At 44.4% G+C, this 22,633-nt stretch carries 12 protein-coding genes and 3 rRNA genes; 7 read left to right on the top strand and 8 right to left on the bottom strand.

Annotated elements, in window-relative coordinates; translation table 11 throughout:
- Positions 1-652 precede the first annotated feature (652 nt).
- The 3 genes from E2K93_RS05230 (at position 653) to rrf (E2K93_RS05220) (ending at position 4,087) form a co-directional block, all read left to right on the top strand.
- Positions 653-3,539 (top strand): 23S ribosomal RNA (locus tag E2K93_RS05230).
- Positions 3,540-3,694: 155 nt separating this feature from the next.
- Positions 3,695-3,809, top strand: a 5S ribosomal RNA gene (gene rrf / locus E2K93_RS05225).
- Positions 3,810-3,972: 163 nt separating this feature from the next.
- Positions 3,973-4,087 (top strand): 5S ribosomal RNA (gene rrf, locus E2K93_RS05220).
- A gap of 651 nt (positions 4,088-4,738) precedes the next feature.
- Here rrf (E2K93_RS05220) and torD read toward each other — a convergent pair.
- The 7 genes from torD to E2K93_RS05185 form a co-directional block, all read right to left on the bottom strand.
- The gene (gene torD, locus E2K93_RS05215) at positions 4,739-5,386 is read right to left on the bottom strand and encodes a molecular chaperone TorD (protein ID WP_135438082.1); all 648 of its coding nucleotides are present in this window, start codon (positions 5,384-5,386) and stop codon (positions 4,739-4,741) included.
- Positions 5,386-7,851 (bottom strand): trimethylamine-N-oxide reductase TorA, encoded by a 2,466-nt coding sequence (gene torA, locus E2K93_RS05210; RefSeq protein ID WP_135438081.1) that lies wholly within the window; start codon positions 7,849-7,851, stop codon positions 5,386-5,388. Before torA ends, torD begins: the two co-directional genes overlap by 1 nt.
- Before the next feature lie 15 nt (positions 7,852-7,866).
- Positions 7,867-9,048: a pentaheme c-type cytochrome TorC gene (gene torC / locus E2K93_RS05205; RefSeq protein ID WP_135438080.1), complete on the bottom strand. Its 1,182-nt coding sequence runs from the start codon at positions 9,046-9,048 to the stop codon at positions 7,867-7,869.
- A 29-nt stretch (positions 9,049-9,077) separates the two neighbouring features.
- The gene (locus E2K93_RS05200) at positions 9,078-9,266 is read right to left on the bottom strand and encodes a periplasmic nitrate reductase, NapE protein (RefSeq protein WP_135438079.1); all 189 of its coding nucleotides are present in this window, start codon (positions 9,264-9,266) and stop codon (positions 9,078-9,080) included.
- 47 nt (positions 9,267-9,313) lie between these two features.
- Positions 9,314-10,225 (bottom strand): mechanosensitive ion channel family protein, encoded by a 912-nt coding sequence (locus tag E2K93_RS05195; protein ID WP_135438078.1) that lies wholly within the window; start codon positions 10,223-10,225, stop codon positions 9,314-9,316.
- A 9-nt stretch (positions 10,226-10,234) separates the two neighbouring features.
- Positions 10,235-12,850: an AAA family ATPase gene (locus E2K93_RS05190; protein ID WP_323368255.1), complete on the bottom strand. Its 2,616-nt coding sequence runs from the start codon at positions 12,848-12,850 to the stop codon at positions 10,235-10,237.
- A gap of 258 nt (positions 12,851-13,108) precedes the next feature.
- Entirely contained in the window at positions 13,109-14,077 is a 969-nt protein-coding gene (locus E2K93_RS05185; RefSeq protein WP_135438076.1) for a class 1 fructose-bisphosphatase, read from the bottom strand.
- Positions 14,078-14,431: 354 nt separating this feature from the next.
- Between E2K93_RS05185 and E2K93_RS05180 the strand changes: the two genes are divergently transcribed.
- The 4 genes from E2K93_RS05180 (at position 14,432) to E2K93_RS05165 (ending at position 22,260) form a co-directional block, all read left to right on the top strand.
- Positions 14,432-16,846, top strand: a complete 2,415-nt coding sequence (locus E2K93_RS05180) for a zinc-dependent metalloprotease (protein ID WP_135438075.1) — start codon at positions 14,432-14,434, stop codon at positions 16,844-16,846.
- 2 nt (positions 16,847-16,848) lie between these two features.
- Positions 16,849-18,213 carry a UDP-N-acetylmuramate:L-alanyl-gamma-D-glutamyl-meso-diaminopimelate ligase gene (mpl, locus tag E2K93_RS05175; protein WP_135438074.1) on the top strand — a complete coding sequence of 455 codons (1,365 nt, stop codon included), beginning with the start codon at positions 16,849-16,851 and terminating at the stop codon, positions 18,211-18,213.
- Positions 18,214-18,225: 12 nt separating this feature from the next.
- Positions 18,226-18,837 carry a flavin prenyltransferase UbiX gene (locus tag E2K93_RS05170; protein WP_189637855.1) on the top strand — a complete coding sequence of 204 codons (612 nt, stop codon included), beginning with the start codon at positions 18,226-18,228 and terminating at the stop codon, positions 18,835-18,837.
- 219 nt (positions 18,838-19,056) lie between these two features.
- Positions 19,057-22,260 (top strand): amidohydrolase family protein, encoded by a 3,204-nt coding sequence (locus tag E2K93_RS05165; RefSeq protein ID WP_135438072.1) that lies wholly within the window; start codon positions 19,057-19,059, stop codon positions 22,258-22,260.
- 65 nt (positions 22,261-22,325) lie between these two features.
- On the opposite strand, the gene E2K93_RS05160 is transcribed toward E2K93_RS05165, so the two are convergent.
- Entirely contained in the window at positions 22,326-22,544 is a 219-nt protein-coding gene (locus tag E2K93_RS05160; protein ID WP_135438071.1) for an EF-hand domain-containing protein, read from the bottom strand.
- Between the last annotated feature and the right edge of the window lie 89 nt (positions 22,545-22,633).

Below are 22,633 nucleotides of genomic sequence, written 5' to 3'. Positions count from 1 at the left end.
TAAGTAAAACGCTTACTTGGTCGAGATTGTTCCTTACAATCTTTCGACACTTCCTACATCCTTGTAGGTCGTCGAGTGTTCACACAAATTACATGATAACTATTGAAAGAAATCAAAGATGAAATCTTTGTTGATGAGATACCCTAAATTCAGTTTAGGGTCTCCCGATGATTTACCTTTGGTTTTTTACCAAAATCTTTGCCGAATGCGCGCATTGATTAATTCTTTAACAATTTGGAAAGCTGATATTAAACCCGGTAACTTATGCTTGCGACCTCCAATCGTAAGCGCTGAATAAGTTACCACGATAAACAACTTGTTGTTTATCAACCGAAACGTGTTAAAGCGTTTCAAATTATAACTAACACTATTCGTTGTGTTAGTTGTTCTTACTCAAGGCTCAAATGGCAACATTTGAGTTTGATAACGTAAGTTATCAACATTCTTATTGAATGCGTGAAAATGTCAGACATACATTTGAATTTGGATTTGTCTCCAAATTATTCAAAATGCCATTGCGCAGGATTTTGAGCGTTAGACAACGCCGTCAAGTTCATTACGCTGGGAGTTATCTTCGGACAATGACCAAGTAATTAACGACGACAAGGCAGTATAAGGTTCAAAAGACAAGCAAGACTTTTTGGGGTTGTATGGTTAAGTGACTAAGCGTATGTGGTGGATGCCTTGGCAGTTAGAGGCGATGAAGGACGTGTTAATCTGCGAAAAGCCCAGTTAAGCCGATAAAAGGCGTTATAGGCTGGGATGTCCGAATGGGGAAACCCACCCAACGTAAGTTGGGTATCGTTAAGTGAATACATAGCTTAACGAGGCGAACCGGGAGAACTGAAACATCTAAGTACCCCGAGGAAAAGAAATCAACCGAGATTTCCTTAGTAGCGGCGAGCGAACGGGAATTAGCCCTTAAGCGGTTTGTAAGTTAGTGGAATGCTCTGGAAAGGGCAGCGATACAGGGTGATAGCCCCGTACATGAAAATAAACTTACCGTGAAATCGAGTAGGACGGAACACGTGAAATTCTGTCTGAATATGGGGGGACCATCCTCCAAGGCTAAATACTCCTAACTGACCGATAGTGAACCAGTACCGTGAGGGAAAGGCGAAAAGAACCCCTGTGAGGGGAGTGAAATAGAACCTGAAACCGCATACGTACAAGCAGTGGAAGCCCTTCGGGGTGACTGCGTACCTTTTGTATAATGGGTCAGCGACTTATGTTCTGTAGCAAGGTTAACCGATTAGGGGAGCCGTAGCGAAAGCGAGTGTTAACTGCGCGTTTAGTTGCAGGGCATAGACCCGAAACCCGGCGATCTACCCATGGGCAGGTTGAAGGTTGAGTAACATCAACTGGAGGACCGAACACACGTATGTTGAAAAATGCGGTGATGACCTGTGGGTCGGAGTGAAAGGCTAATCAAGCCGGGAGATAGCTGGTTCTCCCCGAAATCTATTTAGGTAGAGCCTCGGACGAACACCATTGGGGGTAGAGCACTGTTAAGGCTAGGGGGTCATCCCGACTTACCAACCCTTTGCAAACTCCGAATACCAATGAGTGCTATCCGGGAGACACACTTAGGGTGCTAACGTCCTAAGTGGAAAGGGAAACAACCCAGACCGCCAGCTAAGGTCCCAAAGTCTATGTTAAGTGGGAAACGATGTGGAAAGGCCCAGACAGCTAGGAGGTTGGCTTAGAAGCAGCCACCCTTTAAAGAAAGCGTAATAGCTCACTAGTCGAGTCGGTCTGCGCGGAAGATGTAACGGGGCTAAACATAGCACCGAAGCTGCGGATTTGCGCAATAGCGCAAGTGGTAGGGGAGCGTTCTGTAAGCCGTTGAAGGTGTGTTGTAAAGCATGCTGGAGGTATCAGAAGTGCGAATGCTGACATGAGTAACGATAAGGGGAGTGAAAAACTCCCCCGCCGAAAGACCAAGGTTTCCTGTCCCATGTTAATCAGGGCAGGGTAAGTCGGCCCCTAAGGCGAGACCGAAAGGTGTAGTCGATGGGAAACAGATTAATATTTCTGTACTTCTATATATTGCGAAGGAGGGACGGAGCAGGCTAAGCAAGCATGGCGTTGGTAGTCCATGTGAAAGTATGTAGGCTGAGAATTTAGGTAAATCCGGATTCTCTTAAGGCTGAGATACGAGACGAGACTCTACGGAGTTGAAGTTGTTGATGCCATACTTCCAGGAAAAGCTTCTAAGCATCAGATATATAGGAACCGTACCCCAAACCGACACAGGTGGTTAGGTAGAGAATACTAAGGCGCTTGAGAGAACTCGGGTGAAGGAACTAGGCAAAATAGTACCGTAACTTCGGGAGAAGGTACGCCGGCTAGGGTGATGAGACTTGCTCTCTAAGCCTCGGTCGGTCGAAGTAACCAGGTGGCTGGAACTGTTTATTAAAAACACAGCACTGTGCTAAATCGTAAGATGACGTATACGGTGTGACGCCTGCCCGGTGCCGGAAGGTTAATTGATTGGGTTAGCGTAAGCGAAGCTCATGATCGAAGCCCCGGTAAACGGCGGCCGTAACTATAACGGTCCTAAGGTAGCGAAATTCCTTGTCGGGTAAGTTCCGACCTGCACGAATGGCGTAATCATGGCCACACTGTCTCCACCCGAGACTCAGTGAAATTGAAATTGCGGTTAAGATGCCGTATACCCGCGGCTAGACGGAAAGACCCCGTGAACCTTTACTATAGCTTGACAGTGAACATTGCTCCTACATGTGTAGGATAGGTGGGAGGCTTTGAAACTTGGACGCCAGTTTGAGTGGAGCCAATCTTGAAATACCACCCTTGTATGCGTGATGTTCTAACCTGGGGCCCTGATCGGGCTTGGGGACACTGTCTGGTGGGTAGTTTGACTGGGGCGGTCTCCTCCCAAAGAGTAACGGAGGAGCACGAAGGTTGGCTAAGTATGGTCGGACATCATACGGTTAGTGCAATGGCATAAGCCAGCTTAACTGCGAGACAGACACGTCGAGCAGGTACGAAAGTAGGTCATAGTGATCCGGTGGTTCTGAATGGAAGGGCCATCGCTCAACGGATAAAAGGTACTCCGGGGATAACAGGCTGATACCGCCCAAGAGTTCATATCGACGGCGGTGTTTGGCACCTCGATGTCGGCTCATCACATCCTGGGGCTGAAGTCGGTCCCAAGGGTATGGCTGTTCGCCATTTAAAGTGGTACGCGAGCTGGGTTTAGAACGTCGTGAGACAGTTCGGTCCCTATCTGCCGTGGGCGTTTGAGAATTGAAGAGGGCTGCTCCTAGTACGAGAGGACCGGAGTGGACGAACCTCTGGTGTTCGGGTTGTCATGCCAATGGCATTGCCCGGTAGCTATGTTCGGAACTGATAACCGCTGAAAGCATCTAAGCGGGAAGCAGGCTTTGAGATGAGTTCTCACTGGGACTTTAAGTCCCCTAAAGGGTCGTCGGAGACTACGACGTTGATAGGTCAGGTGTGTAAGGGTTGTGAGGCCTTGAGCTAACTGATACTAATTGCCCGTGAGGCTTAACCATACAACACCCAAACGGTTTTGTATGTGTTTGACATATTCGTCGAAAGACAGCGTTCATCCGTGAACACTTTCGACATTAGTGCATCCGTGCACGTCACGCATCATAAGAATTGAGTAAGAATTTAATATCACTTTCAAATTGTTTAACGTTTTTTGTCTGGCGACAATAGCGCTTTGGAACCACCTGATCCCATGCCGAACTCAGAAGTGAAACGAAGTAGCGCCGATGGTAGTGTGGGAGTTCCCATGTGAGAGTAGGTCATCGCCAGGCTCCTAATACCAAAAAGCCCGTTCATTAGAACGGGCTTTTTACTCTAAGCTTTAAGCTAAATTGATTTTTGAAATCTATTTATCTTAGCGTTTAGAACTTGAAGAGTTATAGCTTCAGGAGACCCTGAACATAATTCAGGGCGTTTCGAACGAAACAGTTTTTATCTAGCGACAATAGCGCTTTGGAACCACCTGATCCCATGCCGAACTCAGAAGTGAAACGAAGTAGCGCCGATGGTAGTGTGGGAGTTCCCATGTGAGAGTAGGTCATCGCTAGGTTCCTATTGAAAATGAAAAAGGGTATCCGCAAGGGTACCCTTTTTTACGTTTTACATCCCTATAAAACACCCTTCGGGGAGTTTCGCTCAGAAAATTGTTCCATACAATTTTTTGTAGCCTGTAATTTACTGAAGAAAAGTGCCTATATAAGAGTGTAATGGATACCCTTTTCCATTTTAGAAGAAGCGTGCATACTAATCCCGCGTTCACTCGATCCCGAAGGGGAGTCCCTGATAGCAACAAGTTGCTCTCGAAAATACCACGCGAAACACGTTTCGCTAACAACGTGATATTTCCCCCATGTGAGAGTAGGTCATCGCTAGGTTCCTATTAAGAGAAAAGCCCGTTCATTTGTACGGGCTTTTTTCGTTTCTGAATCTAAAAATATATTGAAAAATAGCACCGTCATTGCGTGATGACGGAGTGCAAATTGTTAATGTATGTTAACTTACCCTTACTGATAATAGTCCCTAGTCCCTAGTCCCTAGTCCCTAGTCCCTAGTCCCTAGTCCCTAGTCCCTAGTCCCTAGTCCCTAGTCCCTAGTCCCTAGTCCCTAGTCCCTAGTCCCTAGTCCCTAGTCCCTAGTCCCTAGTCCCTAGTCCCTAGTCCTTAGTCCCTAGTCCCTAGTCCTTAGTCCTTAGTCCCTAGTCTTAAAGCGCATTGATGTCTTCTTTCAACAGCGACACATCCAATAGCAAGTACTTATAGAGTAATTGGCAAATGCCTTGATAAAACCCTGAATTATCACAGCGGCTCATCTTGTCCAACAACAAGGGTAACCAATTAAGAACTCTATGTTGAATAAATTCAAGTTGCTCAGCACTTGCTCGTTTCGGATCTGGTGCATTAAGTGATGACAATACCAAGTTACCCAAATAATCTAATTGAATGGCAATATGGTCTGCGGGTTCATTAAAGTCTTCAATCACTGCTAAGCCTTGCTTTTTCAGCAGTGCCACCATTTCATCATGAGCTTGCTGAAACATCAGTTCTTCATTCGATAGATAAATTGAGGCGTACGGAGGTGCACCATTTTTATTATCCATTAAAAACAATTGAGAAAACTCAACCTTGCACTCTATATAAGGGTGTTTATGAATATTCAACTTGGCCAGACTTTGCTTGATAGCACTAACACTTTTGGCTAGTAATGGCTCAAGCGCTAATTGATCGAGCAGTGTCGCCCCCTGTTGATTAATATAGGCATTGAACTGTTCTTTACTCAGTTCTTTACTGAGCAAAGTAGAAAACCACCAAAAGATGGTCGCTCTGATTTCAATTAACTGCTTATCTTGCATCAACTCATCTCCGTTGGTTGGTTAAAGGCAGTAACATCCGGTGCTTTACCTTTGAATTTTTCAACCTGAACGACACAAGTGAATGCGCTACAAGCTTGGGCTAGTTTTGACGTACCAACATCCATCGTTAAGGTGTTTGGATCGCCATAAGTATCAATTGAGCCGATCTTCTCATCGACAGGTCCATACCAGGCACCTTCATGTATTCGTGTAACCCCAGGCGCATAGTTCGCATCGACGCGGGCACCGGCTATCAGTTGGCCACGTTCATTAAATACTCTGACTAAATCGCCATCTTTGATGCCTCGTGCTTTGGCATCGTCGGGATTGATGTATATTGGCTCGCGCCCTTGCACAGCATAGGTGTTACGAAACTCGGTAGATTCACACATTTGTGAATGCAGTCGTTTATCCGGATGACAGGACTGTAACCATAATGGGTATTTTGTCGACCCTGGACCACCGTGTGAACGTTCCTTTTTTTCCATCCATGTTGGATGGCCAGGGCAATCATCGTAGCCAAAGCGATCAATTTTACGAGAAAATATTTCTATAAATCCTGAAGGCGTACCAAGAGAATTTAACTCTGGATCTTTTCGGAAGTCGGCAAACTTGGTCCATAATGCGCCTTTACCAAAATCAACAAAACCTTTTTCCCAAAACTCAGCGAATTTAGGCATCTCAAATTTGCCTTTGTTGGCTTCTACGCAGCCATCATAGAGGTGTTTAACCCATTCCATTTCGGTGCGATTTTGGCTGTACTGTTTATCGGTGCCCATGCGTTTACACAGCTCGGTAAATATTTCAAAGTCTGTTTTTGAGTGGTACAAAGGGTCCACCAGTTTATGCATGGCAATAACCCCACGACTGGAATAGCTACCATATAAATCGATATCATTGCGCTCATATTGAGTACATGCTGGCAGAACGATATCAGCAAATCGACAGGTTGCGGTCCAGTTAAAGTCAACCGCAACAACTGTTTGCAGTTTTCTAAAGGCTTTCTTCATCTTGTTTTTGTCTTGATGATGATGCCACGGATTGTTGCCGCTAAATATGGCCATATGCACATCAGGGAAGGTCACTTTTGAGCCATTAGCGTCAATTGTTTTACCAGGGTTAAGAATCATATCGACCCAACGAGCGACGGGAATGACCGCACTGGCACCTTTAAAGTCATCACTTTTGTGTTTGATATGATCTGGCGAGTCTGGAATGCCAGGGAAAGCACCTGGGCCAGCAGCGCCAGTTGATGACACACCTACGCCAGAATAGTGATGCGCATAGCTTACACCACCACCGGGTAAGCCAATATAACCTAACATAGTCGCAAGTACTGCGCCCATCCAGTATGGTTGTTCACCATGTTGTTGTCGCTGAATACACCAACCATATAATAATTGAGTGCGATTCGACGCCATATCTTCGGCCAACTGTTTTAAGTCTTTGGCACTGATACCACAAATTTCGCTCGCCCATTCTGGAGTCTTAGGTTGACCGTCTTTTTCACCGGTCAGATACGGTAAAAAATCATCAAAACCAAGGGCGTACGTATCAATAAATTTTTTGTCGTATAACTCTTCGGTATAAAGGTGATGTGCCATGCCTAACATCATTGCCACGTCGGTTTGTGGGTTAATGTATTGATGCTCACAATTGAGGTAGTTTTGCGTTTTGCTTTTTACCGGATCAATACTGATCACGCGGATCTCTTTGTTGGCGACTTTTTCTTTAAGCTTGGCAAGGTACTCGTATGATTCATGGGTCTCACATGCCCAGCCAACTTGCAGGTTTTTGTGCAGGTCATTAGCCCAAAGAACAACAATTTTGCTGTTATCAAGAATATTTTCCCACGACGTGCTTTGTGCATACACTTCGGTAGAGCCTAATACGTATGGCAGTATGGTCTGTCCTGCGCCTGTTGAATAATCGCCAACTTTACGTACATAGTTACCGTGCATAGACACCGCACGAAACATATGATTACCGCAGGAATGTACTTGCCCGGTTTGACGCCAACCTGTTTGTCCGGCGTATAACCCAGACGGTCCATAAGTGGTTTGTACACGTTCAAGTTCTTCATAGAACATGTCAATTGCTTCATCCCAAGTCACTCGTACAAATCTGAAATCACCACGTTGACTGGTATCACTTTCGTGACGTTTGAGATAATAGTCGTATCGTACCATGGGGTAACGGATGCGGCTTGGACTGTAGATAATACCTTTTATGCCATTAAGCATATCGGTCGGATATTTATCCAGCTCAAACGGTTTTATTTTTGCGACTTTGCCACCGATAACTTGAGCGCGAAACGCACCCCAATGGGAACCCGAAATCTTCCATTTCGCAGCCTCTTCAAGGCTTGTTGCCGCTTTAGCAACCGTTAATAAGCTTGGGCCTACTAATGATGCGGTACTACCTATCATTAAGCCTTTTAAAAATGAACGTCTGGAAATAGTCATGATCTACCCCACAGGTTAATGATCTTTATCGAAAGTCGATGAATGTTTCTGCAGATACTTAAGTACAAGCGCTTGAGTATCACCATCAAGATTGACGAAGGACAACATGCCATTAAACATGCCAGGCCAAGTATTTGCGTCAAAATGATTTACCGCCGGTTGTGAATGACATACCGAGCAGCTTTTGTCGTAAGTTGATTTAGCATAAACCCAAAGGTCATCCGTGGAATCGGCCAAAGACTCTGATCGCATCCATACCGTGACTTTAATTTCTTGCCACGGCAAACCGGTTAATTCATCTTCGACTTCTTCGCCAGTGGCGACAACAAACTGCTCATTTTGAGCAACTTCAGGGGTCAAGAACCCGTCGTTGATGTTAAGAGAAAAGTCTTCATACATTACACGGCCAAACCCTTTGTTTTTGCGCCAAACGTGCAATTCAACTTTAATGGCTTCTTCGCTACTTTCTAGGACGGTGACTTTGGTTGCGGCATTCAGTTCGCCGGCATGGGTTTTAAGTTCACTGTCTTCAAAGAGGGCCAATTGTCTTACGCTATAGTAGCTACTGCCTTCTTCAAAACTGCTGGCCGCCATCGCTTCTAGTTCGGCCAACATACCGTCACCAGAGTGCATGTCTTCAGGCAATTCGTGGGCAATACCTTTATGGCAATCTATACAGCTTTGATCGCGTTCTGCCGCCATTTTCATTTGCACCTTGGCGCGTTCACTCATATCGTCAAAATCCATGGAGTCATAATCGTGACAATTCTTACACTCTAATGAGTTGTTGGCGGTAAATCGGTCCCACTCGTGGGTAGCAAGTTCCAAACGTTTGGATAGGAATTTTTCTCGAGTATTAATGGTGCCAAAGACCTTGCCCCAGACTTCTTTGGAGGCTTGCATTTTACGGGCGATTTTATCGGTCCAATTGTGCGGAACATGACAATCAGGACACGTTGCTCGCACCCCTGCATGGTTTTTCCAATGCACCGTACTTTGTAGTTCCTGATAGACATTATCTTCCATTTCATGGCAACCAATACAAAACTTTTCGGTGTTGGTTACTTCTAGGGCAGTATTAAAGCCACCCCAAAAAATGATGCCAGCAATAAAGCCGCCAAATGCCAAAGTACCTAAGCTGTAATGTACGCTTGGCTTGCGTACCACTTTTATAAATTCTTTTAACGATCTAAGCATATGGATTCTCGTCTCTGTTTATATATGTCTTAACCATGACCCGGAGGGCCAAAAATCAGCTGTGACATCCATACAATAAAACCATAGCCACCTACAGCCAGAGTAGTGACGATGGGAAAGAAAAATAAAATGATAAAAATGAACGCCTTAAACTCTTTGGTTCGGCTTACGTCATCTTGATTATTATCTGCGGTATTGAAGTCGCTTGGTTCGCTCACGTGCAATATCCTTGGTTGATGTTTCTAAATTAAAGTTTAGCCAATAATTATGATTGTGCAGGAGCTCGAGATATCTCGTTCTTGACCACCATGGTAGGCGCAAAGATGTTGGCACTGCGAAATTCTTCGTTCACGCGCAAGGTAATATCTGTTTCTAGCGCTTTTTCATATTTGGTATCTAGCACATAGACTTTAAGCGTTAATTTATAGGCAATAAAATTGTTGGTGAGTACTTGTGAGATCAGCACGTTGATTGGCTTATTTAGATAGGCAAACTTACTTAATGCGGCACATTCTCGGATGATACCCTGCGCTTTGGCTAAATCTTCATTAACACCAATATGAAAAGTAATCGCCACTTGCATGTCCAGCTCACCGTAGTTACCGCAAGATGTTAATTGATTGAGAAAGATATTATTGGGAATGGTGACGACGTTATCATCTAAGGTGTTCATTTTGACGCTGCGCAGACCAATCGCAATAATGTCGCCATATTCACCGCCAAATAACACCCGATCGCCTACTTGGAAAGGGCGGTCAAACATGATGATAATACCGGCAACAACCGAGGCTGCTAAATCCTTCATTGCAAAACCAACCGCAACCGCCAAGGTACCACCTAAGATAGCCAATAACTCTTTACTGAATTCAAAACTCAGTAAAACGGCGGTGGAAATCGCGAAGAAGTAAATAATAAATTGAAAAAACACCAACGCCTTTTGCAACAATAGGCGCTTCTCAGCAAATACTTCCGCCAAGTCGTTAACGATAGATTTGACCACCTTGAGTACAATCCATACCGTGATAAACAAAATCATCGACATAAACAGGCCGCCAGGTTTTATTACCTCGGCCAAAGTGGTAATGACCTGTAATTCCTTTGAATCTGGCACTTGTGCGATGGCGGAGCTGCTAAATACAGCAAGTAATAAGATTAGAAGACGAATAGGGGGAATCATATGGCGCTCCTAACGGGGTAACAGGTTCTGGCGAGCCAGATATTTAGACACAGGACGGAACCAAAGCCAGGTGATTTGATATCGACCGCTTACTTGCTCAAGGATATCTTGGGCAACAGAGGCTGATAATGCACTGTTGACTATCAGACCATGCAAACGCAGGTTGTTAACAATATCGTTGGTATTACAACGACCAAATTGGCATATGGTACGCAATACCAATAAGGTATTGATATCGAAACTCTCTATGATTTTGTTGTCTGGGTAGGCTGGGAGTTGCGCTAAATAACCACCCTTTTCAACATTAATCGAAGCCGCTAAGGTGCGACACGCAATCGCCGGATTACCTTCAGCGTAGCCCCAAATAATACGATAGATGCCACTTTTGTTGCGACCTTCAATGGTTTCATCTTCAACATCGACAAGTTGTCTCGGGATAATGAGTTGGCTGTAATCAACCTCAATGTTAGCCTCTTTGCAGCGTCTATCGAATAACTCGATAATCTGCTCTTCACTCCAAGGCCGTAATTCTATGGTGGCAGAATAAAAACCGGTGGCGATTCCTAAGGCACTCAGTAAAGGCCAGCTGCTATTATCAAAGGTTAGTACCCAGAGACACATGCCTTTGAGCTCATTAATCCAGCCATAAAGGCGGCGAATTTCTCGCTGTCCGCTGGCTTCAGGAGTCAATAAGCGGTGGCAGTTATCCATTAACACCAAATCAATTTGCTTCTCTTCTAAGGCTTTAATAATATCGCCGGCTTTAACGTTTTCGTTTTCTATCTCGAGCTGTTCGCGAACTTGTTCAATTATTTCACCAAAATCTTCACTGCATCTGAGAATCAATGCGTTAGGGTGTTTCTTCTGCAGTGAATGCAAGAAAAACGTTTTTCCCATGCCACGTTCACCAGTAACCGCAATATGCGAACGCTCGTTTTGTTCGAGCATGGTCATTACTTTTTCTATCGGCTCTTCGAGCACCGATGCGACGTAGGTTTCTTCGCTTTCAATTAATATGTCGGATTGCTCCGGAGAAAGATTTGCCAATGACTTTGACTTTTCTAACAGTTCCGAATTGTCACTGAGCAGTTTTTTACGATAAATTTCAGCGGTAATACGACGTCCAGATTCAACCTTTGAAATGAGACCAAGAAAGCCTTTGGTTATGACGTAATACAACACCATGGCTAATGCTAGGTTTGCCATGGCAAAACCTTTTAGGCCGGTTCTCGATTTTAATAACTTGGTGATAAATTCTGGTGTATCACGTTCTTGATCCATGTAGGTGAAACAATCATCACGCCACTGTTGAATAAAGAAGATATAAACCGGTAATAGCAACCATAAAAATGCGGTGAATAACCAAGATAAAATGGTACCGTGGGCAATAAAGATTTCCGCTAATTCAATACTGAGTTTGTACCAACCGACCCACCATACGGCAACTTTTAAAGACAGTGATTGCGCTCGAGTAATATTGCGCAACAAGTTTTGTTTGCCACGTTCAATAACCTTACTGAGAAAGCTGAACGCAAAAAATGTGACACAAACCCAAAACGTGATTGTGGTTAGAACCTCTATCACCATCGGGATTTGCAATATGTCGGCACTGCGCAACATATAATTGATAAAAATCAGCCACTCAAGCGGACTGCGAGTATGTTCGAAATACCAAACCGCTCGTGCGGCTTTGATTTTGCCCGATGTTCTTGGTCGTACGGCGAGTATTTTTTGCCGCCACTGACTGAGGCCTTCTTTAGCCCAATTGCGCCAGGTTCTAAATAAGATGATGCCTACAATAAGCATCACTAGGTTCATAAAAATATCGAGTGGAGCTGCGGCAAACCGTGCAGGCACTTCAAAAACCCGTTGAAAGGTACCTCGTATAATGATCACCAACTGCAATCGTAAGTAGCTTAATTCCAGTTTGGCTTCGGTTACGCCATTGAGTTTGGTTGAGGTAAGCAGTGATTTGAATTCGTCACTGGCTTCATTAAAGATTTGTTGCCTTAGCAAGTAGAAATTACGAATTTCACGAACTCGGGCAAACAATTCCTGATATTCAGAATCATTCTCCAGCTGTGTCATCAATCGTAAGTCGACATGCTTGGCACTTACGCGTTCGTATAATAGTTGGGTCTTTTCTTCGATGACTGGACGCATTCGAGCATATAGCTCTTCGTAATCATCGACACTGCGGGAAAGATCGATAATCTTGCCTTTTAACTCGTCAAACTCGGTTTCAAACTGCTGCAGTAAATCATCTTCGAGGTAATTGGCATCGCCGGTGTCGACAATGTCATTATCATCGATATCTGTGTCTAACGTCTCAAGTGCAGAACTGTCTTGCTCAGATTCATCAGCCTCAGAGTTTTTTTGTTTTGAGTCGCTTTGTTTGGCGTCGCTATCGTCTGCGTCTACAGCTTTATCATTAGCGCCTTTATCTTCATCGTTAGCTTGTTGTGTTTTGGCATTGCTGTCTTGATCGGTTTCAGCTGTTTTTGCTTTGTCTGATGGCGCAGGTTGCTTACTCTTTTGTTGGCTTTTTTGCTCAGTTGTTTGTTCAGCGGCAGGTTGGCTTTGTTCGCTTTTATCCGGTTGTTGTTCGGCAGAAACGCTCGGCACGAGCGTCAATAGACACAGCAGTAGACCGAGTATCAGATATTTGTACAGACCAAGGTGTGTATTTTTATTGTTAAGGTCGCAATACACTTTTGCCTACTCTCCCGTTAAAATTATTAACTTTGAGTATGGTCTAGATTACTGATTTTGCATAAAAATATACGAAATGGTAGATGGGGAATAGGAAAAACAAAAAACCGGCTTTGAGGCCGGTTTTGATAATCAATATGGCTGTTTAGATACAGCGCAGTTGGTTTGTGCTTACTTATAGTAGCTCAGACACTTCTCAACTTCTTTTTTGGCACCAAGAATAACTTCAACTCGTTGATGAATACCTGATGGTTCCATTTCCATAATACGGCCTGTGCTAGTCACACTCAAACCACCTGCTTGTTCAACTAGGAAGCTCATTGGGTTGGCTTCATACATTAAACGCAATTTATATGGCTTATCGGCACTTTTCGTATCCGCAGGGTAGGCAAAAATACCACCTCGTACTAATACTCTATGCACATCACCGACCATGGCAGCAATCCAACGCATGTTGAAGTTTCTGCCGCGAGGACCATCACTACCGGCAACCAAGTCGTCAATGTAGTTCTTCATAGGCTCATGCCAGAATCGTTGATTTGACATGTTGACGGCAAATTCTGACGTTTCAGGCTCAATTTGCACGTTACGTTCTGTGCGCATGAAACTGCCATGGGTGCGATCTAAGGTATAAAAGTGAGTACCATTACCTGTGGTCATCGCTAACATCGTCGATGGACCATAAAGTACGTAACCAGCACATACTTGTGAGGTACCTGGTTGCATGAAAATACTAGGATCAGACGGATCCGCATCTTCATCGACTTCCATGATTGAGAAAATGGTGCCAATCAATGAGTTGATATCAATGTTGGAACTACCATCAAGTGGATCAAAAGAGACGATATATTTACCATTTGGGTTGCCTGGTACTGAAGTGTCTTCTTCTTCAGAGGAAATGGCGCGAACAAAGCCTGATTCAAGGGTGATGTCCTTAAATAGCTGATTGGCAACCACATCAAGGCGTTTTTGTACTTCACCTTGAATGTTTTCATCAAGAGTCGAACCCATTACGCCACTCATTTGTCCTTGGCCAACACGGAAAGAAATTTCTTTACACGCGGCAAGGATTGTTTTTATCAGCGAAATCAAGTCTAAAGGTACGCCATCTTCACGTAGCGCTGGAGCGAGTCGTTGCATGTTTTACCTGAACTTAAGAATTAATGTTGTAATATTAAGTGAAAGTTATCATTGTGAGTAACCGAGATTAATTGTACTAAAGATAGGCAAAGATAGCTAAATAAAAGTGTCAGTTTTATCGAACATTGCATGCTTTGTTGTATGGTTTTTGTTCCAGTTTTAACCACTAAGATCGTTTCTACAATCACTTACCTAGCGCATTACATGTAAATTATCGGCAATCGTCAGCCGATTTCCAATCACTCACCAGGCAAAGCCTAGTTTAATCGCTAAATTTTATGGCTAGCCTATCGCCATTTACGTTTAAATTAAGGTATATTGACGCTTAATAATAATTCTAATCAGGTAACTTTCATGTCTCGTTTTACCAGCCTTTGCAATGTCATACTTTTGGCTATGGTATTGCTACCGCTTAAAGCATTAGCAGCTTTTGCTGACGACAAGTCATTTTTAGACGGTTTTATGCCTCTATATATTGACGATGCCAGCGGCAAAGTCTATTTGCAAATTGATAAAATTGATAAAATTGAACAACAGTTTTTATTTCAAAGCAGCATGCCGCATGGCATTGGCTCTAATGATATAGGCTTGGATCGCGGTCAATTGGGAAGTACCCGTTTGGTGCAATTTGAAAAGGTTGGCGATAAAGTTTTTTTACGTCAGTTGAATACTTATTACCGTGCCGATAGTGACAACGCGCTAGAACGCCAAGCCATAGATGAAGCGTTTGCCTCGTCTATTATTTGGGGATTCAAAGTGGTCGAGCAAGACGATGATAAAGTTATTATCGATTACACACCATTTTTGTTATCTGATATTCATAACCTAGCGGATACTTTAAAAGCGACCAAGCAAGGGAGCTTTAAAATTGACAGCTCGCGCAGCGGTTTATACAGCAAACGTACCAAAGTGTTCCCTGATAATAGTGAATTAGAAGCCACCGTGACCTTCACGGGTTCTGGTGCGGGTTCGCATTTAAAATCGGTGACGCCTGACGCAAAAGCGGTCACCGTTAATTTGCATCACTCTTTGATTCGCTTACCAGATAATGATTACCAAGTACGCCAATTCCATCCATTTTCAGGAATGTGGTCAGTAGCTTATGCCGATTACGCCAGTGCCATTGACGATCCTTTGGTGCAACGGGTGATTCCTCGTCACCGCTTAGCAAAAAAACAGCCAAACGCCAAGGTAAGCGAAGCTGTCGAGCCGATTGTGTACTACTTAGACCCAGGTGTTCCAGAGCCTGTGCGTTCGGCACTGATTGATGGCGCGTTATGGTGGGATCAAGCATTTACCGCGATAGGTTATAAGAACGCATTTCAGGTGAAAATGTTACCTGCTGACGCCGATCCAATGGACGTTCGTTACAATGTCATTCAATGGGTACACCGTGCCACACGAGGCTGGTCATATGGTGCCTCAGTTGTTGACCCACGCAGTGGTGAAATCATCAAAGGCCATGTCACACTTGGTTCATTGCGTGTACGTCAAGATTACCTAATCGCCCTTGGTTTAACATCACCGTTTAAAGGCAGCAACACCGATACTAGCCGTCAAAAAGACATGGCATTGGCGCGTATCCGTCAATTATCTGCTCATGAGGTTGGCCACACACTCGGCATAGCCCATAACTTTTCAGCCAGTGTTAATGGTCGCGCATCGGTGATGGATTACCCGCATCCGTTGGTCAGCCTTGATGGCAAAGGTAATATCGATTTGAGCAATGCTTATGACGATAAAATCGGTGAATGGGATAAGCATGTAATTGATTACGCTTATGGCGACGCCAATGACAGTGCCAGTTTACGCGCTATTGTTATGGCGGCGAAAAACAAAGGCCTGAAATATATGTCAGACCCGGACTCTAGACCGCAAAGTGGTGCCGATACCAATGGTCACTTATGGGACAATGGCGCAGATGCCGTAGCAGAGCTGAAGCGAGTTGTTAAAGTACGTGAAAAAGCATTGACTGATTTTGGCGTAGATACCATAACCACAGGCACGCCGTTCTCTGAAATTGAAAATGCCCTAGTACCGATATATAACTTCCATCGTTATCAAGTTGAGGCGGTTGTCAAAGCGGTTGCTGGTGTTGATTACAGTTACGCCATCAAAGGCGAAGATGCTCAGCCATTTAGTGTAGTAACAGCGGGTCGTCAAAACCAGGCAATCGATGCTTTGTTAGATACATTAGGTAGTGAGTTTTTAACGATGCCTGCGCATATTGTTGCGCTAATACCACCCAAAGCCTATGGCTATGGTCGTACTCGAGAAAGCTTTGCCAGTAACACTGGATTGGTCTTCGACCCAGTAACAGCGGCAGAATCGAGTGCTAAACACACCTTGAAACTGTTATTTAATCCGGCACGTTTGGCGCGATTGTATCAACAGCACCAAATTGACGGCAATATACCATCGGTAACACAATTGATTGAGCGTACGCTTGAACAAACCATTGAACAAGCGGCTACCTCAGGACTATCCGTTGCGGTGCAACAGCGCGTTAATCAGCAAGTACTTGATGGTCTAATCGCCTTATACCATAACGAAAAACTGGTGCCAGAAGTGCGCAGCAGCGTTTACTTAAGCTTGATTGACTTACAAGCTTGGTTAAAGAAACAGCAACAAAAAAGCAATCCGTTATACGGTCAATATTTATTGATGCAACAACAAATCGCCTACAGCTTTGAACAAGGTGATGTGGTTATTAAGCATCAACCAGCTAATTTGCCACCAGGCTCGCCAATAGGCATGGCAGGAGAGTAACCATGAGCAAGCATGTTCATATTCTAGGTATTTGCGGCACGTTTATGGGCGGCATTGCGGCAATAGCCAAAGAAATGGGGTTTCGCGTATCAGGCTGTGATGCCAACGTGTATCCACCGATGAGTACCCAATTAGAGCAATTGGGCATTGAACTCAAACAAGGCTATAAAACCGAACACCTTGCCGATGAACCTGACATGGTGATTGTTGGTAATGCCATGTCGCGTGGTAACCCTATGGTTGAATATGTGATGGAACGCAACATTGCTTATACCTCTGGTCCACAATGGCTATTAGACAATGTGCTTAAACATCGATGGGTGTTGGCGGTGTCTGGCACCCACGGCAAAACCACAACCAGCTCTATGCTGGCGTGGATATTGGAATATGCCAAGCTTGCACCGGGTTATTTGATTGGTGGCGTGCCACAAAACTTTGGCACCTCTGCACGATTGGGTAATAGCCCATTTTTCGTCATTGAAGCTGACGAGTACGACACTGCGTTTTTCGATAAGCGCTCTAAGTTTGTGCATTACCGACCAAGAACGTTGATCATGAACAACCTTGAGTTTGATCATGCTGATATTTTTGACAGTCTAGATGACATCAAACGCCAATTTCATCATCTTATTCGTATGGTTCCTGGTAACGGCTTATTGCTTGCGCCAAAAGATGAGCAAGCGCTGCAACAAACGTTGGATATGGGACGATGGACGCCACTTGAACTCAGTCACGATGACAACGGCTGGCAAGCGCACAAACTATGTGATGATGGCAGCGAATATGAGGTGTACTTTGCTGGCGTAAAGCAAGGGCAGGTTAAATGGCAATTGCTTGGCGACTTCAATATTGATAATGGCTTAATGGCCATCGCCGCGGCTCGTCATGCCGGGGTGCCAGTGCCGGTCGCTTGTGACGCTTTAGAATCATTTATTAACACCAAACGTCGCCAAGAGTTAGTCGGTGAGGTAAACGAGATTCGTGTCTATGATGATTTTGCGCATCACCCTACGGCGATAAGTAAAAACTTGTCAGGTTTTCGCGCTCGAGTCGGGCAACAGAGAATTCTAGCGGTACTCGAGCCTCGCTCTAACACCATGAAAGCCGGTGTGCACCGAGATACGCTGGCGTCGAGTCTTGATCATGCCGATCAAGTGTTCTTATATCAAGATGACAACGTACAATGGTCGGTAGAAGACATGGTTGCCGAATGCCAAGGGCAGGCATTTTTTCGCGACGATATCGATCAATTGGTAAGCTTAGTTGCAGAGCAAGCACAAGCCGGTGATCATATTGTGGTGATGAGTAATGGCGGCTTTGGTGGCTTTCATACTAAGCTTATAGAAAAGCTTAACACCTTAAATTAAGAGGAGTTATTGGTGGCATTTAAAGGAACGATTACCTTAGCCATAACCGGCGCATCGGGAAGTGCCTATGCATTGCGATTGTTGCAGTGCTTGTTGGCGGCAGAATATAAAGTCTATGTATTGATCTCTTCTGCAGCTCGTGTGGTGCTTGATACTGAAACCGGTTTTAAATTGCCGGGCAGCCCAGATGCTGCAACCGCCATTTTGGTGGAAAAGTTTAATGCCAAAGACGGTCAACTGAAAGTGTTTGGTAAAGAGCAATGGTTCTCGCCTGTCGCATCGGGATCTGCCGCGCCGAAACAAATGATCGTCTGCCCTTGTTCTACCGGCACTCTAGCGGCGATTAGTCAGGGCATGAGTGACAACTTAATCGAGCGAGCTGCAGATGTTGTCATCAAAGAGCGAGGCCAACTGATTTTAGTGCCACGGGAAACACCGTTTTCGACCATTCATTTGGCTAATATGCACAGCTTGTCGCAAATGGGCGTCACCATAATGCCAGCCGCCCCTGGGTTTTATCATAACCCTGAATCGATTGATGATTTAATCGACTTTATGGTGGGACGGATGTTGGATCATTTGGGCATTGAGCAAGCCATTATGCCTAGATGGGGATACCAATAATATCGCTCATTTCGTATAAGCAATTAATGCAATAAAAAGCCGGCAAATACGCCGGTTTTTTATTGCCGCTTATCGCAAAATATTGGTGTTTTATCTTAAACTATTTTGATTGTTTGTAACCATCCTTTACTCCTTGTTATCAATGTGTTGTAGTGCGTAAAAACTTTTACTATGCCAAACGTAGAACGTTTGGTTCATTGCAATAATAAGGTTTATTAGATGTCATTGTTTAAACTAAACAATAAACGCAAAGCGGCGGCTGTCGCGGTCGGTTTATTATTGGCTAGCTCTGCGGTTTACGCCGAAGAAGCGGAAACAGAAGAAAGCAAAGAGTGGTCGGTAAATGAGCCTCAGGGTGAATTTTACGATGTAAATATTAACGTTGATCAGGGTACCTGGATGAACGTTGATATATCACCAGATGGTAAAACGTTGGTGTTCGATTTACTTGGTGATATCTACACCATGCCAGTTAGTGGTGGTGAAGCGAAAGCCTTAACACAAGACATTGCATGGCAAATGCAGCCAACATTCTCACCAGATGGTAAGCACATTGCGTTCACCTCAGACCAAGGTGGTGGTGATAACATTTGGGTGATGCAAGCTGATGGCTCCAACCCAGTGCAAATCAGTAAAGAAACATTTCGTCTAGTAAACTCACCAGCCTGGAGCCCAGATGGTGATTATATCGTAGCTCGCAAACACTTTACTGGCACGCGTTCACTTGGTGCGGGTGAAGTATGGATGTACCACAAAGCGGGTGGTTCAGGCATGATGCTAACCAAGCGCCCAAATCAGCAGAAAGATTTAGGTGAGCCAGCATTTTCTCCAGATGGTCGTTATGTGTATTTCTCACAAGATGCGACGCCAGGCAAGACTTTTCACTATTCAAAAGACAGTGAAAAGGGTATCTATAAAATCAAACGCTATGACCGTGAGACGGGCGAAATCGACGTGATTTTGTCGGGTCGTGGTGGCGCCATTCGACCTACGCCGTCACCAGATGGTAAGAAGTTAGCGTACATATCGCGTGTTGATTTTCAGTCAACTTTATTTATCTACGATCTTGAGACTGGCAAAAAGACGGCGGTTTATGACAAGTTAGATCGTGATATGCAAGAAACTTGGGCAATTCACGGTGTTTATCCAACGATGGCTTGGACTCCAGATAACGAAGAACTCATCTTTTGGGCTGGCGGTAAAATCAATAAACTCAACCTAGATGACGCTGAGTCTGAAGTGATTGAGTTTAACGTGTCTGCGACCAAGAAAATGCAAAAAGCGTTACGTGTTGCACAAGACATTGATCAAGATAACTTTGATGTGAAAATGCTGCGCGATGTGGAGATTTCACCAGACGGTAAGAAAGTGGTATTTGAAGCCCTTGGCCACGTGTATGTGCGTTCATTGCCAGATGGCAAGCCAAAGCGTCTGACACGTCAAGATGATTACTTTGAATTAAACCCAAGCTTTTCACGCGATGGTAAAAAAATTGTCTTTGCTACTTGGAATGACCAAAAGCAAGGTAACATTCGTGTTGTATCAAGCCGATCAGGTAAAGGTAAAAACTTATTGGACGAACCTGGTAAATACATTGAGCCAGTATTCTCTCCAAACGGTAAAACTGTTGTGTTCCGTAAAACTCGTGGCGGTTATATTACCTCGCCACAGTTTGGTTTAAACCCAGGCATTTACCATGTTGCAAGTGACGGCGGCGACGCTGAGCTGGTTACCGAAAACGGTACTCACCCACAATTTGCTGACCGCAATGATCGCATTTATATGATGCGTTATGGTGAAATGCCAGAATTAGCTCGCATTGACCTTAATGGTAAAAACGAGCAAACCTTATATACCGGCAAATATGCGACCGAGTTTAGGGTTGCACCAAATGGCAAATACTTAGCCTTTGCAGAACGTTTCAAAGTCTTTGTTACGCCATTAACAGAGCGTGGTGATGTGATCCACATTGGTCCAGATGCGAAAAATATCCCGGTTCGTAAACTATCAAGTCGTGCGGGTGAGAGCATCAGTTGGAACGCTAACTCAGATAAACTGTATTGGAGCCTAGGCCCAGAACTTTATCAAGCCAGCCTTGGTGGCATGTTTGATATTGGTTACCAGCAAGATGAACAGCAAAAACCTGAAATCACCAACCTTGGCTTTAACAAAAAAGCCGATGCACCTGAAGGTCTAATCGCCTTAGTTGGTGGTACCGTGGTAACCATGGAAGGTGAGCAAGTGATTGAGAACGGTGTTGTTCTCGTTGATGGTAAGCACATTAAAGCCGTTGGCAAGAAAGGTGAGATTGATATTCCATCGTCGGCTGAAGTTATCGACGTCACAGGCAAAACGGTGATGCCTGGCTTGATTGATGCCCATGCGCATGGCTCACAAGGTAGCAATGAAATTATTCCACAACAAAACTGGAGTAACTACGCAACGTTGGCACTTGGTGTAACCACCATTCACGATCCGTCTAACGATACCACCGAAGTATTTGCTGCCTCGGAATTGCAAAAAGCCGGTGATATTGTTGCGCCGCGTATCTTCTCAACGGGTACCATTTTATATGGTGCGTCAATGCCTGGTTATACCTCGCATGTCGATAGCTTAGAAGATGCTCGTTTTCACATCGAACGTTTGAAAAAGGTCGGTGCATTTACGGTTAAGTCATATAACCAACCGCGTCGTAATCAACGTCAACAGGTTATTCAAGCGGCTCGCGAAATGGACATGATGGTCGTGCCTGAAGGTGGTTCATTACTGCAGCATAACCTATCAATGGTTGCTGATGGTCACACCTCGCTAGAGCACTCTATTTCAACGGCAAAAATCTATGATGATATTCGTCAGTTCTGGCAGCAGTCAGAAACCGCTTATGTACCTACTTTAGTGGTTGCCTACGGTGGTATCTCTGGTGAGCACTACTGGTACGACAAAACTCAGGTATGGAAACACCCATTGTTGAGCAAGTATGTACCGTCAGATGTGCTAGCACCTCGTTCAATGCGTCGTACCACGGCGCCTGAACATCACTACAATCACATTAACGTGGCTAAAGTGGCGAAAGAGATGCAAGACTTAGACGTTAAAGTTGCCATTGGCGCGCACGGTCAACGTGAAGGTCTGGGTTCGCACTGGGAAATGTGGATGTTTGCACAAGGTGGCATGACGCCATTAGAAGTACTGCGCACTGCGACCATTGATTCTGCTATTCACTTAGGTTTGGATAATAACATTGGCTCGTTAAAAGAAGGCAAACTAGCCGATATTATTGTGGTCGATGGTGATGTCTTAAACGACATTCGTCAGTCAGATAAGATCAGCCATGTGATGCTTAATGGCCGATTGTATGATGCCAACACCATGAATGAAGTTGGTAATTATGATAATGAACGTAAACCGTTCTACTTCGAATAGAATCTGCGAATACAGCATGTAGCAAAACAAAAACCGGAGCTTAGGCTCCGGTTTTTTATATCTGCTTACAATGCCAAGTCGATAATCATTTCAGTCAATTCTTCTTTGGAGATCGCATTATCGTGATTGGTATCAAATTTATGGAAAATAGATTCGCACATACGAATACCTTTATCCTGCAATAGTACATCAATCAACTCGACAAACTCAGAACGATTAATCACGCCGTCTTTATCTTCGTCAAACACTTCAAATAATTCATCTACCCATTGAGATAACTGCATAGTTAATCCTTGTCATTTAATGTCGGCGCCTTGTTACGATGCGCCTTAGGTTTGTTTATCTACTTTACTATTTGCTGTCGTCTAATACA

It is taken from the genome of Thalassotalea sp. HSM 43, assembly GCF_004752005.1.
In the GTDB taxonomy this organism is placed as follows: domain Bacteria; phylum Pseudomonadota; class Gammaproteobacteria; order Enterobacterales; family Alteromonadaceae; genus Thalassotalea_A.
The sequence above is the reverse complement of the archived record's forward strand: the minus strand, read 5'-3'. Positions and strand labels throughout refer to the sequence as shown.

Bases quoted from the DNA above. Each gene is read 5' to 3' on its own strand.
- E2K93_RS05180 (WP_135438075.1), top strand. From the start codon at position 14,432: ATGTCTCGTTTTACCAGCCTTTGCAATGTCATACTTTTGGCTATGGTA.
- torD (WP_135438082.1), bottom strand. From the start codon at position 5,386: ATGCAAGATAAGCAGTTAATTGAAATCAGAGCGACCATCTTTTGGTGG.
- E2K93_RS05160 (WP_135438071.1), bottom strand. From the start codon at position 22,544: ATGCAGTTATCTCAATGGGTAGATGAATTATTTGAAGTGTTTGACGAA.
- mpl (WP_135438074.1), top strand. From the start codon at position 16,849: ATGAGCAAGCATGTTCATATTCTAGGTATTTGCGGCACGTTTATGGGC.
- E2K93_RS05165 (WP_135438072.1), top strand. From the start codon at position 19,057: ATGTCATTGTTTAAACTAAACAATAAACGCAAAGCGGCGGCTGTCGCG.
- torC (WP_135438080.1), bottom strand. From the start codon at position 9,048: ATGCTTAGATCGTTAAAAGAATTTATAAAAGTGGTACGCAAGCCAAGC.
- torA (WP_135438081.1), bottom strand. From the start codon at position 7,851: ATGACTATTTCCAGACGTTCATTTTTAAAAGGCTTAATGATAGGTAGT.
- E2K93_RS05185 (WP_135438076.1), bottom strand. From the start codon at position 14,077: ATGCAACGACTCGCTCCAGCGCTACGTGAAGATGGCGTACCTTTAGAC.
- E2K93_RS05195 (WP_135438078.1), bottom strand. From the start codon at position 10,225: ATGATTCCCCCTATTCGTCTTCTAATCTTATTACTTGCTGTATTTAGC.